General features: G+C 46.5%; 12 protein-coding genes. 7 read left to right on the top strand and 5 right to left on the bottom strand.

What is annotated here, in order from left to right:
• Positions 1–45 precede the first annotated feature (45 nt).
• The 4 genes from NBH06_RS02650 to NBH06_RS02635 all read left to right on the top strand — a co-directional run bounded on the left by NBH06_RS02650 (position 46) and on the right by NBH06_RS02635 (position 3,787).
• A complete protein-coding gene (locus NBH06_RS02650) occupies positions 46–1,446 on the top strand; it encodes an SU10 major capsid protein (RefSeq protein ID WP_250792635.1) in 1,401 nt (466 codons plus the stop codon).
• A gap of 231 nt (positions 1,447–1,677) precedes the next feature.
• Entirely contained in the window at positions 1,678–2,061 is a 384-nt protein-coding gene (locus NBH06_RS02645) for a hypothetical protein (RefSeq protein WP_147401617.1), read from the top strand.
• A complete protein-coding gene (locus NBH06_RS02640; RefSeq protein ID WP_195331598.1) occupies positions 2,058–3,164 on the top strand; it encodes a hypothetical protein in 1,107 nt (368 codons plus the stop codon). The genes NBH06_RS02645 and NBH06_RS02640 overlap by 4 nt, the downstream gene beginning before the upstream one ends.
• The gene (locus NBH06_RS02635; RefSeq protein WP_250792633.1) at positions 3,164–3,787 is read left to right on the top strand and encodes a hypothetical protein; all 624 of its coding nucleotides are present in this window, start codon (positions 3,164–3,166) and stop codon (positions 3,785–3,787) included. Before NBH06_RS02640 ends, NBH06_RS02635 begins: the two co-directional genes overlap by 1 nt.
• Before the next feature lie 65 nt (positions 3,788–3,852).
• On the opposite strand, the gene NBH06_RS02630 is transcribed toward NBH06_RS02635, so the two are convergent.
• A complete protein-coding gene (locus NBH06_RS02630; RefSeq protein ID WP_008861196.1) occupies positions 3,853–4,704 on the bottom strand; it encodes an O-fucosyltransferase family protein in 852 nt (283 codons plus the stop codon).
• Between the two features lie 261 nt (positions 4,705–4,965).
• Here NBH06_RS02630 and NBH06_RS02625 point away from each other — a divergent pair, with 261 nt between their 5' ends.
• From NBH06_RS02625 to NBH06_RS02615, 3 genes are all read left to right on the top strand, one after another.
• Positions 4,966–6,723 carry an LTA synthase family protein gene (locus NBH06_RS02625; RefSeq protein WP_250792631.1) on the top strand — a complete coding sequence of 586 codons (1,758 nt, stop codon included), beginning with the start codon at positions 4,966–4,968 and terminating at the stop codon, positions 6,721–6,723.
• 51 nt (positions 6,724–6,774) lie between these two features.
• Entirely contained in the window at positions 6,775–8,607 is a 1,833-nt protein-coding gene (locus NBH06_RS02620) for an LTA synthase family protein (RefSeq protein ID WP_250792629.1), read from the top strand.
• 134 nt (positions 8,608–8,741) lie between these two features.
• A complete protein-coding gene (locus NBH06_RS02615) occupies positions 8,742–10,391 on the top strand; it encodes a diphosphate--fructose-6-phosphate 1-phosphotransferase (RefSeq protein WP_195633950.1) in 1,650 nt (549 codons plus the stop codon).
• 598 nt (positions 10,392–10,989) lie between these two features.
• On the opposite strand, the gene NBH06_RS02610 is transcribed toward NBH06_RS02615, so the two are convergent.
• From NBH06_RS02610 to NBH06_RS02595, 4 genes are all read right to left on the bottom strand, one after another.
• Entirely contained in the window at positions 10,990–13,488 is a 2,499-nt protein-coding gene (locus NBH06_RS02610) for a glycoside hydrolase family 2 TIM barrel-domain containing protein (protein ID WP_250792627.1), read from the bottom strand.
• A 110-nt stretch (positions 13,489–13,598) separates the two neighbouring features.
• Positions 13,599–14,117 (bottom strand): FHA domain-containing protein, encoded by a 519-nt coding sequence (locus NBH06_RS02605; RefSeq protein WP_008861190.1) that lies wholly within the window; start codon positions 14,115–14,117, stop codon positions 13,599–13,601.
• Positions 14,118–14,141: 24 nt separating this feature from the next.
• Positions 14,142–15,239, bottom strand: coding sequence for a methylmalonyl Co-A mutase-associated GTPase MeaB (meaB, locus tag NBH06_RS02600; protein WP_155012117.1), 1,098 nt, complete (start codon positions 15,237–15,239; stop codon positions 14,142–14,144).
• An 18-nt stretch (positions 15,240–15,257) separates the two neighbouring features.
• Positions 15,258–16,328 carry a DUF1573 domain-containing protein gene (locus NBH06_RS02595; RefSeq protein ID WP_195342809.1) on the bottom strand — a complete coding sequence of 357 codons (1,071 nt, stop codon included), beginning with the start codon at positions 16,326–16,328 and terminating at the stop codon, positions 15,258–15,260.
• Positions 16,329–16,331 lie beyond the last annotated feature (3 nt).

Raw genomic sequence — 16,331 nt, 5'->3', positions numbered from 1 at the left:
ATTCTAATTCTTATGTTTTTATTGTATTCTAAAATGAAAAGAGAGATGAAAAATTTTTTATTGAAATGGAAAAAGCCGCTTCTTTGGTTGACCGGTTTCGTATTGTTGGTACTGTGTTGGCAAGTTTGGGACGGACTGTTCGATGCAGGGTTGGTATTGGCGGCGATCGTACCGGGTGTGTCGGGCGGAAAAATCGTATCCAACGAACCGTTGACGACCGATATTGTTCGTGAAGGGAGTCCCTCTCTGTTGCGTAGCGAAGTGGATAAACGCATCGTGAAAATACGACCGATGTCCACGCCTATCGATCAGTTATCACGGTGGAACGGTTCACGGAAGGCTTCGTCGATGATTGTCGATTATTATTCGGTCGATGTGAAACCTACCAAGTCATATATGAAGGCCTCGTATGTGGCTCCCGGAGCATCGACCGTTAACGACTCGCATAAAAAGGCGACTATCAATGCCGTGGACAACAACATATTCGAGGTGTCGGAAACTTTGTTGGTTCAAGGTGTAAAAGGGTATGATCCCGACGGGGAGATGTCGAATGCCGACTTGGTGCTTTATATCGCCGCAAAAGACGAGGATACGGGGGCATTGACCGTCTATCCCATCAATGGTTCCAAAATAGGTTCGGTGACCAACTGCGTGCCGTCTATTCCCGTGAATACGCCGCTTATCCGTATGGGGCGTGCGGCAACGGAACTCGATGTGCAGACGGCACAATTCGCCGCTTTACCTATCAAGAGTCAGAATTTTTGCCAGATATTCAAAATGCAGATCGAGCAATCGACTTTCCAAAAAATAGCGAATAAAGAGGTCGAATGGGATTTCTCGGATGCTGAGGAAGCTGCTATTTACGATATGCGATTGGGTATGGAAAAGAGTTTTATGTTCGGTGTGAAGAACACGATTTTCGACCCTCGTAAAAAGGAGAATGTGATGCTGACGGGCGGTATCTGGTGGCAGGCCGGAAATCATTATACCTACAATCCTACTGTGGAGATGACACAGAACGATTTGATCGATATGATGCGACAGGCTTTTACCGGGAACGGAGGGAATAAACGGAAGGTGTTGATTGGCGGTTCTTCGTTTATCGGCCGTATCAATAAGATAGAGATGACCAAAGTGGTGATGGCCCGCGAAGATAAGGTTCAGTGGGGCATCGACTTCTCGGAAATCAAATCGAAGTTCGGGAAGCTGTATGTGCTTTATTCGGAGGTATTCGACGATTGCGGCATGAGCGACTACGGATTTATTTTCGACCCGGAATTTATCCAGAAATGGTCTCATGTCCCGTTCGACTCGCAGGAACTCGATTTGAAAAAATCGGGGGTACGCAATACCGATGCGTTGGTACTGACCGAGGCCAGTTGTTTGACATTGCGCTATCCGGCTGCTCACATGCGTATCGAGCCGGTCATACCCGATGAAGAATAAGTGATATGATTCAAGGGGACTGAGGGGCGACCGGGACATCTTACCCGGCTCCCCTTTTTCTAAAATTCGGCCTCTCCTCGAAACTGTGTTTTTTCGTGTCACTCTCTTATATGGTTGTTTGAAACTGTTGTGTTACATGGCACGGGAGAAATTTTTATACAGCCGTTCTTGCGAGAGAGATATGGTTGTTTCGGCGAGGGGCTATATAGTTTTTAAATTAAATATAATGATATGATGAAGATTTATCAGACCCGGTTGGGAAACCTATCTACCTCGGTCGATGTGAACGGTGTACCTCGTCGGGTACAATTTCTTGCCAGTGACGGTGTAAACGGAATTTTTTCTACGGCCGACGAACAGTTGCAGCGGGCTATGGAAAATAGTCGGGGGTATGGGAGACGATTCAAATTGTCGGACGTCGCACAGCCGGCATCGGAAGAGAAAATTTATACGTTAGTACCGGAGGTTCGCTCTTGGCAGGACGCAAGGGATTATTTGAGAAGAGAGCCGTACGGGCTTTCTGACGAGGAAGTCTCCTCTCCTGCTCTTATCGAGCAAGCGGCCGAACGGTTGAATTTGATTTTTTCACAATTAAAAAAGAGGAACAAGCGATGAGAACGACTATACACAATCATTTGCGAGGGCAAAACGGGTGCTTGGGATTTTATTATGGGTTGGCATCTCTTCTCTCGGCATATCCCGAGGGCGGTTTGCCGGGAGAGTTTTTTATCAATGGGGAAACTCAATCCATTTGGATATGGGATTCTACCGGTCGTTCGTGGTACGATACGAATCATGCGGCTCCTTCTCCGTTCATGGGTATTATCACTGAACCGGCGACTTTCAGCCCGGCGGTCGAAAGCGGTGTGCAGGCTTGTTTCATCTATGTGGCCGGAGGTAAAGGGTCTTATGTTTTCCCTGCCTTGAAAGGATCGGCGGCAATGACCGTGACGACAGACTCGTCGGCAATTATCACCCTTGTGTGGGACGGAACGGCATGGCGGAATTATGTGACTCCATTGATGTTCGACGATGCCGTGCGTCCTGTTTATCTCTACCGAGGGACGTGGAATCCATCTTTCACTTATCGATGTACCGGTGGAGCCGCCGATGTGGTTTATTTTATGGGTAAGTACTATCAGGTGAAGTTTTCGGTAGGCAGCACGACAGCTTCGCCGGCATCTTCGAATGATTGGGAAGAACTTTCTCGTTTTTGTGCCATAGCCGACGAGATAAAATTGAAGCCCAACGGATTGGTTTTGCTCGATGGGCAGCAAACTATTCGGGTGTCGAGCGAGCTTTCTTCGTGGGAGTTGTGCAATGGCGAAATCTGTCATAAAGAAACAGGAACTTTTTTGTCGCAGGCCGGGGAGTTGCGTGTGCCCATTGGAGATGGAGAAGTCGTGATAAGTCCTTTACAAAAGGGAATTGTCGTTTATTCGGGCGATGGCGATAAAGTCTTTCAAATAGGGTTGGATGCAGCCGGAGAGGCTTTGTTAAAAATGACTCGGCCCATTGAAAACGGTTCGTGCGAGGTGTCGATTTCTCCTCGGCAAATCGAAATCTCTCGTCTCGATGGGACCGGATTACCGGTTTACCGCAGTTCGTTTACTGCCGACGGGTTGAATTGTGCATTAAAAAAATGGACCGATATTCTTTCGGAGGGTGATATTTATGTGGACGAGAATAATTTTGTGAGACAGAAGAAAGGCGCGTGATGAAAGTAAGTGTAGATGAGTTGGTAGACCGGGTTAAAGCGAACATGGAGGAGCTAACCGATTCTTTCGATGCCGGTATCGTGATGACCGCAGGGATAGGAGTAGAGCGATATATACGGGAGAAAATGCCGGATGCCTTGCTTGCCGTATGGGCAACGGAACCGGTATCGTCGTTGCCTTTGATAGATTGCGCTTCGTTGTTGCGACCACAGCGTTCGTCCGACGGTAGCGGATATGTACTTTTGCCCGATGATGTGTGGCGTATGGCTGAGTTTTGTATGGACGGGTGGAGGCAGCCTGTTACGGAATTTATCGATAAAACGTCTCTCGAATATGAGTTGCAGTTCAATTTTTATACCCGGGGAGGCTGTTCGACACCCGTATGTGTTTTATCGAACGAAGAAGGACAAAAACGTATCGATTATTACTCGCTTCCTGCGCATGTCATTTCTCATCGGGTGAGGTCGGCTCGTTATGCCGCTTATCCTGCCCGCGATGCCGAGAGTTATGAGTTACTTCCTTCGTTGATACCGGTCGTTTGTTATACTTGTGCGGCTCTTGTGTATGAGATATTGGGTCGTCCGGAACAAGCTGCGGCCATGATGCGTTGTATCGTGCGATAGGGGTTATAGATTCGGGACAGTTTCAAATCTTCCCGAATCTATTTTGTTCCCGTGTGTGGCCGGAATTATTTATCGGGGCGAACGTCGCGCAATAATTCGTATGGTATCTTGCCGATTTGAGCTGCCGTTTCGGAAAAAGAGCTGTGTACCGATCCCAATACATGGCGGGTACGCGATAGGAGGTATAGCTCTATCAGCGCTTCTTGCATACCTTCCAAACTGTTACGGTCGGCTTTGTGGACAGAGGTGAACACTCTATTTCCGAACCGATTTACAATCGAGCGTTTGTCCTCCTCGGAGTCGGAGGCAAGGTAAAATGTCGTGTCGCCGTTCTGTTCTATTTCTTTTTTCATACGCTCGATAAATAAACGGGTAGGACTTTGTGCGATAGATAGAGCATTGTCGGTCCGGCGAATGTGGACACCCACTGTATTTGTTCCGAAGAGGGAACAACGGGTATCTATTTCTTGCAAGATGGAAGCGAGAGGACGAAAAACGGAGAAGCGGTCATTTTCATCTTCGGGAGAATAAAAATATACGAAAGAGGCTATATAAACTTTCCTATTCTTTGCCCAGTCGTAAAAATCGAAGTTCTCGTAAAAAAGGTGTAAGGCCTGTTTTTCATAGATACAGTTATTGAAGATTGCCTTTTGAAAAAGACGGGGAATGAAAATATTTTTCTGCCGGGGCCTGTCGTAAAGCAGGTAATCGCTCCATGTAGCCTCCGTTACTTTTACATTCGGTAAATCGATCGGTTCGAATAATTGGTCGAAACGGCAATTTAATCCTCGGTCTTTGAACCAAATAATATGTAACTCGCTATTTGCTTTTCGGCTTAGTTTAATTGCCGAGTCGATCGCTTTCATGCGATTGGCAAGGCCGCCTACCGGAACGAGCAATATATACCTTTTTTTCATGTTCGAAATGTTTATTTTCTGTTCGATACGAAAGAGAAAAAAATGATTGTAATTCTCTTTTTTATCCGATAATCATATAATATTAAACAAAACTATGAATTTAATTTTATTTCGTTTTGTCTTTTAATAAATGTTTTATCGAGAGCGGATTGAAAGAAATCGAGCAAATGAGGTTGTTTCGCCTCATTAAAAGAATTATTTTTGCAAACCCGTTTAGGGAAGCGGATAAATATTTTGTTCTAAAATGAAAGAGTAGTTTCAATGATCGGTAAAAGTTTGGATATAGGGAGTTCTGTCATTCGATTTTTTTCGAAAAACTTTTATACACTCATTCTTTTTGCGTTGGTTCTTATATCTGCATTTTCCAGTATATGGCTTTTCTATTTTGAAATAGTGAAAGACACGAATCCGCTTTCGTCGATACCGGCTCATATTGTTAAGACGCTGTTCGATGCAATGGTTTTGATGTCTCCTTTTTTTGTCGTCAAAAGACGGGGATTCGTTTTTATACCGTTGATTTTGCTCGATGTATTTTGTTTGTCGGCCGTATGGTATTACCGGAACTATTTGGATATAATACCGTTTTCTTCTTTCCTTTTGTATGAAAACCTTACTCCTTTGTTGTTGGAAAGTGCTTTCGCTTCGGCGCGATGGATCGATTGTCTGGCAATCGTTCCTACTTTGATGACCGGGGTTCTTTACAAATTTGTTTTACAGAAAAAAGTGCAAAAAGAGCGGAGGCGGCTATGGTGGCCGGTGATCGTTATCTTGTCGGTTTTTGTCTGTTTTCATATTTTTCTTTCGGTGCGGGATATAAAATCGAAACAGTATGATTCTCTTACCGATAGATTTGTCACTTTCCCCAATAATATATTGTATTTCGATCTGAATGGAATGTGCGGATATATTCTGTATCATGCCGCTACTTCGCTTTTGCCCCAACCTGAATTGACGGAAGAAGAAACGATTCGAATCCAAGATTATCTCGACGCTTATCCCCGTTATGCAGATAACATCTATTCGGTTAATGAAAACAAAAATTTGATACTTATTATCGTAGAGTCGCTTAACTCATGGGTGATCGGCAAGAGCTTTTGCGGAGAAGAGATAACACCATGCTTGAACCGGATCGTAAACGACAGCAACTCGATTACAGCAGTTCATGTTTTGCCACAAGTGAAGGACGGTAGATCGAGCGACGGGCAATTCATGTTCAATACCGGATTGCTTCCCTTAAAGAGCGGAGCCGTCGCTACCCGATATGACGATGTGGATTACTATTCTATCGCCAAAGCGTTGAAGCGACGGAATTACACGGCGGTAAACATGACGGTCGATGGGAATAATTATTGGAATCAGGCCGAGATAAGCGTCGCTTACGGGTATGACCAGAATATCGATAGATTGGGTGGTGGAACAAGTGTTACGGATAGTGTGCTGATGGAACGGGCTATTGAAAAAATAAAAGTGCAGAAAACGCCGTTTTTCTATCAATTGATAACAGGGACGTCTCACAAGCCTTATAATGAGCCGTATCGGAAGACGAAGTTGTCGGGTGCTACTGAGTTTCCGGAGGAGGTGAGAAATTATATGGAGGTTATTCATTATACCGACCGTTGTATCGGAGCGTTCGTCGATTCGCTTCGTAGTAACGGATTGTACAATAATACAGTTATTGCGATAGCCTCGGACCATAACCAATTACTTTCTCCTTGCGGAGTACCCGGTTATAACGATACGGAGGCTGCGTTCATCGTGGCGAACGCCGGTGTGAAATATACGCACACTTCGGTTATGGGACAAATCGATATTTATCCTACCTTGCTCGATGTAATGAATTGTAATGATTATGCATGGAAGGGTTTAGGTTACAGTATTTTGCGCACTCCGGTCGGAAGTGCGGCCGGTTGGAATGGGACAGTTTACGGTAACGAAGGCGATTCTTTGGCCTCCCGGCAGATAGAAGCATGGGATATTTCGGAAAAGATAATTACCAAAGGATATTTCAGTTTAAAATAATACTATAAATTTTTATTTCATTACATTTGCATCGAATGTTATCGAAGGCAAATGTGGTTGGATAAATTTTCGGCACGAGTTTTTTCTTGGAACCGCGAGGGACAGTATCTGTTGTTTTATCTGCTTACTGTCTGTTGCTTTATGTTTCCTATCGAATATTTACATATCGGGTTGAAATATTCGACTATTTTCGATTTGCGTATTCTTCTTCCACAGGGAAAGCCTGTGGGCGATACGCTTTCGGCTTTTGCGCCGACTGTGGGCGATGCTTTTTTATTGTCGTTGCCTCTTTTCTTTTTTACGAACAGGCGGTGGGTCGTGTTTATTCCGCTTTTCCTGTTCGACGTTTTTTGTCTTATCCAGACTTTGTATGCTCGTGTCTATGAGGATATTATGCCATATTCGTCGTTCTTTCTCGTGAACAACGTCAACGATGTGCTGCTTAACAGCGTGAGGGGATTGATCCGGTTACGCGATATATTTGTGTTCTTTCCCACTCTGTTACTTTTGGCGGGGTATATTTTCTATTTCAAGAAACAGCGCCATTATCCGTCTTCACGTACCAGAGCGGTTGCCGCCTTCGTATCGTTGTCGATAGCTTTGTCTTCCTATGCGGTCAGAGCTCATCATATTTATCATCGTGCGCCTTCCGATCAAGAGTCTCCGTGGACGGCTTTCATTACGCCTTATAATTATCGTGAGTACGTGGTGTTTAACGGTGTCGTGCCTTATACGTGCTATGCGTTTGTCTCTTCGCTTTTGCAGGGTGGAGAGCTGAATGCCGAGGAACGGAAAACCGTTGAATCTTATCTTGACGACATGCCGCGTTATGGTGATAATAGATATGCCGTAGAACCGGGAAGGAATCTTATTCTTATCGTCGTGGAATCGATGAATTCGTGGTTATTGAACCGGACAGTGAACGGGGTGGAGATTATGCCCCGGCTCAATCGCCTACTGTCCGAAGAAGGCACATTTTCGGCTCTCCATTTAATTCCGCAAGTAAAAGACGGTCGGTCTAGCGACAGCCACTTGATATTCAATACGGGGCTTTTACCTGCGAAGGTAGGGGCGACCGCCGTGCTGTACGGCGGAAACACCTATCCGGCTTTGGGGCATGCGTTGAGAGATAAAGGTTATCGGACTTTGAATATCGTATGCGACCGGGCTCAGGATTGGAATCAGGCGGAAACTTCTCCGGCATACGGTTTTGAAACTTTATATGATAAAACATCGTTCGGTGCGAGCGAGACTTTGAGCGATTCGGTTCTGTTTGCCGAAAGTCTTTCTATTTTGAAACGGACACAAGAGCCGTTTTTCTCTCAGATAGTGACTATCTCGACACATGCTCCGAACAAGGCTCCGTCCAATCCCACGGCTCTTTCCCGATACCCGACCGAGTCGAGCGAGTTGGTCAACACGATGGAGGCTTTTCATCGCCTCGACAAACAGTTGGGCAGTTTTCTCGATTCGCTGAAAGCGTGCGGGCTGTACGAACGCTCGGTAATCGCTATTGTTTCGGACCATGACGAGTTGGGTAAAAATGTGTTGGACGGGCGCGAGCATAGGACACTTGCCGACCGTGAGGTAGCGTTAGTTTTATTGAATACTCCGTACACGATTTCTTATGAGGAGACGGCGGGGCAAATCGATGTATATCCGACATTGCTCGATATCATGGGGTGTAACGAATACGGTTGGAAAGGTTTGGGATATAGTTTGTTCCGTACTCCGGTCGAGAGTGCTGTTTATTGGGACGGAAGTTCTTTGGGAAACCGTCGGTCTCCTTTGTATTCGAGGCAGACGCAGGCGTGGGATATTTCACGTCTGATGATTACCGGAGATTTCTTTTCCGGGAAATCTTTCGGGTATGACGAGGAGTGAAGCGTGGGGTAATGTTTATCGACCGTTTTGTCCGATATGATTTTAATATTTCTGTATTTGGCTCTTTGAAAAAAAAATACGAAATTTGCAAATCCGAAAGAAATATAAAACTTACATAAACAAAAGAGATTACAATGAAGAAAAGTGCACTTCAAACCGCTCGTGCTTCGTATCAGCCTAAGTTGCCCGAAGCTATTAAAAACGGCGTTACCATCGTCGAAGGCAAGGCCACGCAATCGGTTGCCGATCAGGAGGCTATCGCTAAGTTATTCCCTAACACATACGGCATGCCTGTTCTCCGTTTCGAAGCAGCTGCAAAGAAAGAATATCCGGCTATCAATGTGGGTGTTATCCTTTCCGGCGGTCAAGCTCCCGGTGGACATAATGTAATTTCTGGTCTTTTCGACGGTCTTAAAGCTCTGAATAAAGAGAGCCGTTTGTTCGGTTTCCTTTTAGGCCCCGGCGGATTGATCGAACATAAATATATGGAACTTACGGCCGATATTATCGATGACTACCGCAATACGGGCGGATTCGACATTATCGGTTCGGGACGTACCAAACTGGAAACGAAGGATCAATTCGACAGTGGTCTCGAAATTATTAAAGAGTTGGGTATCAAAGCTGTCGTTATTATCGGTGGCGACGATTCCAATACCAACGCTTGCGTGCTCGCCGAATATTATAAACAAATCGGAGCCGGAGTTCAGGTAATCGGTTGCCCGAAAACTATCGACGGAGACTTGAAGAACGAGATGATAGAGTCTTCTTTCGGTTTCGATACGGCTTGTAAAGTATATTCCGAAGTAATCGGTAACATACAACGCGACTGTAACTCGGCTAAGAAATATTGGCACTTTATCAAGCTGATGGGACGTTCGGCTTCGCATATCGCTTTGGAATGCGCTTTGCAGACTCAGCCCAATATTTGTTTGATTTCGGAGGAAATCGAGGCCAAGCAGATGACTCTCGACGATGTAGTAAATTATATCGCCGAAATCGTGGCTGCCCGTGCCGCCAAAGGTAACAACTTCGGAACGGTGTTGATTCCCGAAGGACTTATCGAATTTATCCCTGCCATGAAGCGCCTTATTGCCGAGTTGAACGACTATCTGGCTGCGAACGGTTCGGAATTCGCCATGATCAAGAAATCGGAGCAAATCAATTATATCATCAAACACCTTTCTCCCGAAAATTCGGCTATCTATGCCAGCCTGCCCGAAGGTGTCGCCCGTCAGCTCACGCTCGACCGCGACCCCCACGGAAATGTTCAGGTATCGCTTATCGAAACCGAAAAACTGTTGGGCGAGATGGTCGGACGTCGTTTGGCCGAAATGAAAGCCGAAGGGAAATTCGTGGGTAAATTCGCTACGCAATTCCACTTCTTCGGATACGAAGGCCGTTGTGCCGATCCTTCCAATTTCGATGCCGACTATTGTTATTCGCTCGGTTATACCGCAGCACTGTTGGTAGGCGAGGGCAAAACGGGTTATATGTCGTCGGTTCGCAACACGACCAAACCGGCCAGCGAGTGGATTGCCGGGGGCGTGCCTGTGACTATGATGATGAATATGGAACGCCGTCACGGAGAAATGAAACCTGTTATACAAAAAGCGTTGGTTCGCCTCGATGGGGCTCCTTTCAAATATTTCGCCGCACATCGTGACGAGTGGGCTATGAACACGTGCTATGTCTATCCCGGTCCTATACAATATTTCGGTCCTACCGAGGTTTGCGACCAGCCTACCAAAACGTTGATGTTGGAACAAAACGGAGCTATTTGAGAAGCCGTTTTGAAGTTTCACGAAGATAAGACCGATTATTAGAAAACAAGCAGGTTGCCTGCTGCCGAAAGGCATATAATTATTCAACAAAAAATCCGCACTTGCGGCTTGCAAAATCCCCCGGTACAGAGCGTTCTGTGCCGGGGGTATTTTTTTATTTGTTCTTGGTAAGTAGAGATTAAGGTTCATCGATAATTAGTGTGGATTGTTCTTGTATATTTCAACCCCCTCGCCCTATGAGCACTCCCCCTATATCGCTGCGCGATACAGAGGGAGAGTGTGATACCCGATTTGTTACTGTTATAGTCGATGTTTTTAATCCCTCTTTCGTTTTAACCCCTCCGTCCTTGCGGACACCTCCCCTATATTTTGCGTTGCAAAATACCCCGTAATACTACGGGACACGGCAGGGGAGGAGGTTAATACCTTACGATGTATTGTGTTTGTCTTTCTCTCCTATTTCCTTACGGAAATATCCCGCAGTGCTACGGGGCACGGCAGGGGAGAGGTTGAATGCTTCATTTCATAAACGATTCGCCCCTGCGTTGTATGAAACAAAACGCAGGGGCGAATGTTGTTACGGGACTATATGTATCGATTATTTGCCGCTCTCGATAACGAGGGTAGCTTTTTTCAAACCCTTAGATGTTGCTTCGAGGGTGATTTTTCCCGGTTCTTCGGTCGATGATACGATGGCGGTCATCATGCCTGAGAATACTTTCATGTGGGGGGCTTGGAACGATTCCAACGATGTGGGATCGCCGTTGGCACCTGCCCGGTAGTATCCTTTTCCTTTTACCTTAAAGGTTATTTCATTGGCTGCCGTGGGGCAGAGGTTTCCGTCTTTGTCCACGACTTTCACCGTTACGAACGAGAGGTCTTTCCCATCGGCCATGATTTTGTCGCGATCGGCTGTCAGTTCGATACGATAGGGTTTACCGGCTGTTTTCATCTCTTTTTCGGCAACAGCGTTTCCGTCTTTATCGTAGGCGATGACTTTGACAGTCCCCGGTTCGTATTTGGTGTCCAACCACATCAGACGGTAGCGTTTTTGCCGTTTGAAGTTCGCCGTCGATAGGGAGTCTCCACTGTTATGGACGGTTACCGACAGGTCTTTGGTGCGTTTCCCCTGACTTTTGCCATTTATGAAGAGCTCGGCGGTGGGGTAATTGGTATAGACGAATACGGGAGTTACTTCTCCTTCGCGGCCTTCCCAGTTCCAATGGGGTAGGATATGGAGGGTTTCCACATCTTTATTCCAATGGCTGCGATAGAGGTAGTAGCGGTCTTTGGGGATTCCGGCGAGGTCGATGATACCGAATAGGGAGGAGTGGCTGGGCCAATCGGAATAATAGGGGGTGGGCTCACCCAAGTAATCGAATCCGGTCCAGACGAATTCTCCTATGCAGTAGGGCAAATCTTCGTGCTGTATGAAATCGTCTTCGGGAAGATTGGACCACCCGCAGTGTTCCACATCGTAAGAGGAGGACTGGTGGTCGGGGTATTTGGGCATGGACCGTCGTACTACCGGGAATTTGTAGACTCCCCGCGAACTGATGGTCGATGCCGTTTCGCTTCCCAAAATGATTTCTTGGGGGAGTTTTTTGTAATTTTCGATATATTTGAACGGGCGGTAATTGAATCCCGGTACGTCCATGACTGCCGCCATGTTGTTGTTGACTACGGCGTCCGGGGCATCCATGCCTTGCGTGACGGGGCGGGTGGGGTCTTCGCGGTGGCAGATGTTCTGCAACCATAACGACAGTTTGGGGCCTTTGTCGCCCGCCCATTGGTCGGGGACTTCATTCCCGATACACCACATGACTACGCTGGGATTGTTCCTGAAATGGCGTACTAAGTTCACAATATCTTTTTCTGCCCATTCGCCGAATACGGTGTGATATCCGTTTTGGACTTTGGCTGTCGCCCATTCGTCGAACGATTCGGCCATGACCATCATACCCATTTCGTCACAGGCTTTAATCAATTCGGGTGCAGGCATATTGTGCGAGGTGCGAATGGCGTTACAACCCATATCTTTCAACATACGGATTTGCCGACGTATTCCCGCTTCGTTGGCGATACCTCCTAACGGGCCTAAATCGTGGTGATTGCAAACGCCTTTGAATTGCACCCGTTTGCCGTTCAGGAAGAACCCTTCGCCTTGTCGAACTTCGACGGTGCGAATGCCGAAAGTCGTCGAGTATTGGTCTTTCAGCACATCGCCTTCATATATTTTTGAAATCGAGGTGTAGAGGTCGGGGGTCTCAGGAGTCCATGCCGCAGGATTTTCTATTACAAATTCTTGCTCGAATAGGTCGTTGTCGAAATCGCTTCCTTGTTTGCGATTCGTTGCGACTATCTTTCCGTTATGGTCGACCAAGTCGGTCACGATGACATAGTCGCTCAGGGATTTTCCAGACGGGTAATTCCAAGAAGTCGCTTGCTTTACTTTTGCATATTTGTCGGTGAGTGCGGTGGTGATGATTTGTGTTCCCCACACCGGTACGTGGGCATCGTCGGTTACGATCAGGTGTACATTTCGGTAAAGACCGGCGCCGGGATACCAGCGGGAGCTCTCGGTAAAGTTTTCGAGCCGTACGGCAAGTGTGTTGCTCTCTCCTTGTTTTAAGAAAGGCGATGCGTCGACAGAGAATGCGTTATATCCGTTAGGCCAGTAGCTTGCTTCTTTTCCGTTGATGTAGACACGGGCATGGCTCATGGCTCCATCGAATACCAATGTACATTTTTTCCCGTCTGTATATTCGGGGACATCGAATCGAAGCCTGTACCAACCGGTTCCTACGAAGGGTAAACCTCCGGTACGCCCGGCGTGTTCCATCGCTTCTTTCTGTCCGTCTTGAACAATCGCCGTGTTCTGTTTGTCGTTGTTGATACTGAAAGGACCATAGATAGCCCAATCGTGCGGGATGCAGACCGATTGCCATTTGGTATCGTCGAATTGCGATGTCTTGAATTCGGGATTGTCTTCCCTTGTAAATTTCCACCCCTTTTCTAACAGTTTTTCAGTACGAACCTGTGCCGATAACCATAAAGGGGCAACTAAAAGTGTTAATAGTGCGATTCTTTTTATCATATTTGTAATTTTAGATGGATATGGTAAAAAAATTTCGGATAATATCTATTACGTTTTTATTGGTGGATAAGAGGTTTAGCGAGCATTTTTCCCAATTCTCGGGACGAGACTCACTCGAAGTATTCTTCGTCTTCTTCGTCGGGAATGTGAACGATAAAAGTCGTCGCTCCTATCGTCACCACATCGCCGTCGTGTAATACCGCGCGTTCCCGATCGCTCAACAATTCATGGCGGAGGAATGTGCCGGTGAGACTGGGATTGTCTCTGACCGTGAGTATCGGTCGATTGCCTTTTTCTTTCACGTTAATGATGCAGTGGCGACGATCCATGCTCATGTCGCTCGTTTCGATGGGTATATCCACTTCCGTACCTTTCGATGCACGGCCTATTATATTATCGCCTGCGTGTAAAGGAAATTCTTGCCGGTATCCGAACGCATTTTCCAGTACGGTGATAAACCCGAGAGAGGTGTCTATGTCGTTCTTGTGGCATGCGTCTATCTCGGGCAGTGTCATTAGGAATCGTTTACGACAGGCCGGGCAAATGAAAGATATGTTGCAGGAAGCATCGTAACGAGACTCGTCGAAAGAAAACGTTTTTCCGCATTTCGGACAGATTACCTGTTTCATAAATATCGAGAAGTAAGTGGCAAATTATTTTTCTTTGTCGAAATAATAGTCTAACACATCTTTGGCCGCCATAAACGAACTTTGCTCGTTGTTCAACACTTTCTGTTGTTTCTCTTCCAACATTCTTTCGATTTGAGGATTGCGATAGAAGTGGTCGCGAAGTTGTTCGTTTATCGTTTCGAACATCCAGTATTTGGCTTGTTCTTGCCGTTTGTAATCGAAATATCCGTTTTTCTTGACAAAAGCGATGTATTTGTCTATCATGTCCCAGACCTCGGCGATTCCCAACTCGTAGTATCCAGAGTAGGTGAGCACTTGCGGAGTCCAGCCCGAAGGCGTAGGCGGGAACAGATGTAATGCGTTACGGAATTGTGCTTGGGCTAATTTGGCTTTTTCGATGTTGCTTCCATCGGCTTTGTTGATGACGATACCATCTGCCATTTCCATGATGCCTCTTTTGATTCCTTGCAGTTCGTCACCTGTACCGGCTAATTGGATAAGCAGGAAGAAATCGACCATCGAGTGCACGGCTGTTTCCGATTGCCCGACCCCGACTGTTTCTACAAAGATGTTGTTGTATCCGGCGGCCTCACAGAGAACGATCGTTTCACGAGTTTTCCGGGCTACACCGCCTAACGAGCCTGCCGACGGTGAAGGGCGGATAAAGGCGTTGGGGTGTATCGATAGTTTTTCCATACGGGTTTTGTCGCCCAATATGCTACCTTTCGAGCGTTCGCTACTGGGGTCGATCGCCAATACAGCCAATTTCCCACCCCGTTTCAGTACATGCAACCCGAAAGTATCTATCGATGTGCTCTTGCCGGCTCCCGGTACGCCGGTAATACCCACCCGCACCGAGTCGCAGGCATGAGGCAGACATTTTTCTATGACTTCCTGTGCGAGAGTCTGGTGCTCGTACCGATTGCTTTCCACCAAAGTTACGGCCTGACTGAGTATGCTCGTGTCGCCTTTGACGATACCTTCGACATATTCAGAGGCTGTAAAGGATCGACGTTTCGCTGTCCGCATCTTTTTCAAATACGGATTCACGATGGGCGGTTGTTCTATTCCTTTGTTTACTGCAAGTCCTGCATATTGAGCGTCATTTTCGGGGTGATCCATAATTCAAGAAATTAAGAGTTATTCAAAAGAACCTAATACCCGTATGGGAACCGATGGTCTTTCGGGGTCATCGGTAATAACCATCAATCGGCTGTTCAATAAATTGTTACGAGCCATAGACGGGTCTGCTTCGATAACCAACTCGGTCGTTTTGCCGGGGTTGAGCGTATTTCGTTTCAGTTTTATGTTCAGAGAGCGGTTTTCATTCGCCACTTTGTGTATCGTCAACCGACTTTTTCCGGTATTCGTTATTTTCAAAGTCTGTTTTTTAGCAGTGTTCCCTTTGATGATACCAAAGTCTATGACATTGCTCGATAGCTCGATGTGTCCGGCGTTTTGACGCTGTTCTGGCGAGAGGATGCTAAAATCGTCCAGCAAGTTCGCCGATACCGTGACCGTATTGAAGTCGTTCGAGGAGCCGTTGTCGAGTCCCAAATCAAACTCGTCGCGTCGGAACCCCCAGTCGTCGACAACGTCGGGATCGTAATAAATTTTTATAAGACCTTCCTCATCGGGGTGCAAAACTGCGGGTATCATCTCGACCGAGATGTGAGAAGGGACATTTTTAAAAGTAGGAACCAGTTCTGTTTTTCCTTCGTTGCGGACGAATAGATGTCCCTCTTTTACGTGCCCTTTTGGGGTGTCGAACAGCGGTATGTGCAGACTGCGTAACGATAGGGTTCCTATTTTATAGGGATTGGTCGCTCTACGGGATTTTGATCCGATGACGACTCCTTTGATATGGAGCGTCTCTCTATCGCCCGAAGCGTTGGTCGTTATATAAATGGGTTTTGAAAACTTACCGGGGCGTCCTTTGGGGTTGTAGGTCACTTTAATGCTCCCGGAATCTCCGGGGGCAATGGGTTCCCGGGTGTATTTGGGAACGGTGCAGCCACATGTGGAACGCACGTTTTGCAAAACTAAGGGTTCGTTCCCACTATTGACGAATCGAAAATCGTGAGTGACCGGACCTGTTTCTTCTTCGAATGTACCGAAATCGTGATTTTTATTATCGAATACAATTTGCGGTTGGGCTACCGATACGGTTATGGAAAAAATGAGAATCAATCCTAAAATCAATTGTTTCATAAC

The sequence above is a fragment of the Barnesiella sp. B2-R-119 genome (genome assembly GCF_023656675.1).
In the GTDB taxonomy this organism is placed as follows: Bacteria; Bacteroidota; Bacteroidia; order Bacteroidales; family Barnesiellaceae; genus Barnesiella; species Barnesiella intestinihominis.
Note: the sequence above shows the minus strand (reverse complement) of the source record. Positions and strands in the feature narration are given on the sequence as shown.

Bases quoted from the DNA above. Each gene is read 5' to 3' on its own strand.
- NBH06_RS02650 (WP_250792635.1), top strand. From the start codon at position 46: ATGAAAAATTTTTTATTGAAATGGAAAAAGCCGCTTCTTTGGTTGACC.
- NBH06_RS02645 (WP_147401617.1), top strand. From the start codon at position 1,678: ATGATGAAGATTTATCAGACCCGGTTGGGAAACCTATCTACCTCGGTC.
- NBH06_RS02640 (WP_195331598.1), top strand. From the start codon at position 2,058: ATGAGAACGACTATACACAATCATTTGCGAGGGCAAAACGGGTGCTTG.
- NBH06_RS02635 (WP_250792633.1), top strand. From the start codon at position 3,164: ATGAAAGTAAGTGTAGATGAGTTGGTAGACCGGGTTAAAGCGAACATG.
- NBH06_RS02630 (WP_008861196.1), bottom strand. From the start codon at position 4,704: ATGAAAAAAAGGTATATATTGCTCGTTCCGGTAGGCGGCCTTGCCAAT.
- NBH06_RS02625 (WP_250792631.1), top strand. From the start codon at position 4,966: ATGATCGGTAAAAGTTTGGATATAGGGAGTTCTGTCATTCGATTTTTT.
- NBH06_RS02620 (WP_250792629.1), top strand. From the start codon at position 6,775: ATGTGGTTGGATAAATTTTCGGCACGAGTTTTTTCTTGGAACCGCGAG.
- NBH06_RS02615 (WP_195633950.1), top strand. From the start codon at position 8,742: ATGAAGAAAAGTGCACTTCAAACCGCTCGTGCTTCGTATCAGCCTAAG.
- NBH06_RS02610 (WP_250792627.1), bottom strand. From the start codon at position 13,488: ATGATAAAAAGAATCGCACTATTAACACTTTTAGTTGCCCCTTTATGG.
- NBH06_RS02605 (WP_008861190.1), bottom strand. From the start codon at position 14,117: ATGAAACAGGTAATCTGTCCGAAATGCGGAAAAACGTTTTCTTTCGAC.
- meaB (WP_155012117.1), bottom strand. From the start codon at position 15,239: ATGGATCACCCCGAAAATGACGCTCAATATGCAGGACTTGCAGTAAAC.
- NBH06_RS02595 (WP_195342809.1), bottom strand. From the start codon at position 16,328: ATGAAACAATTGATTTTAGGATTGATTCTCATTTTTTCCATAACCGTA.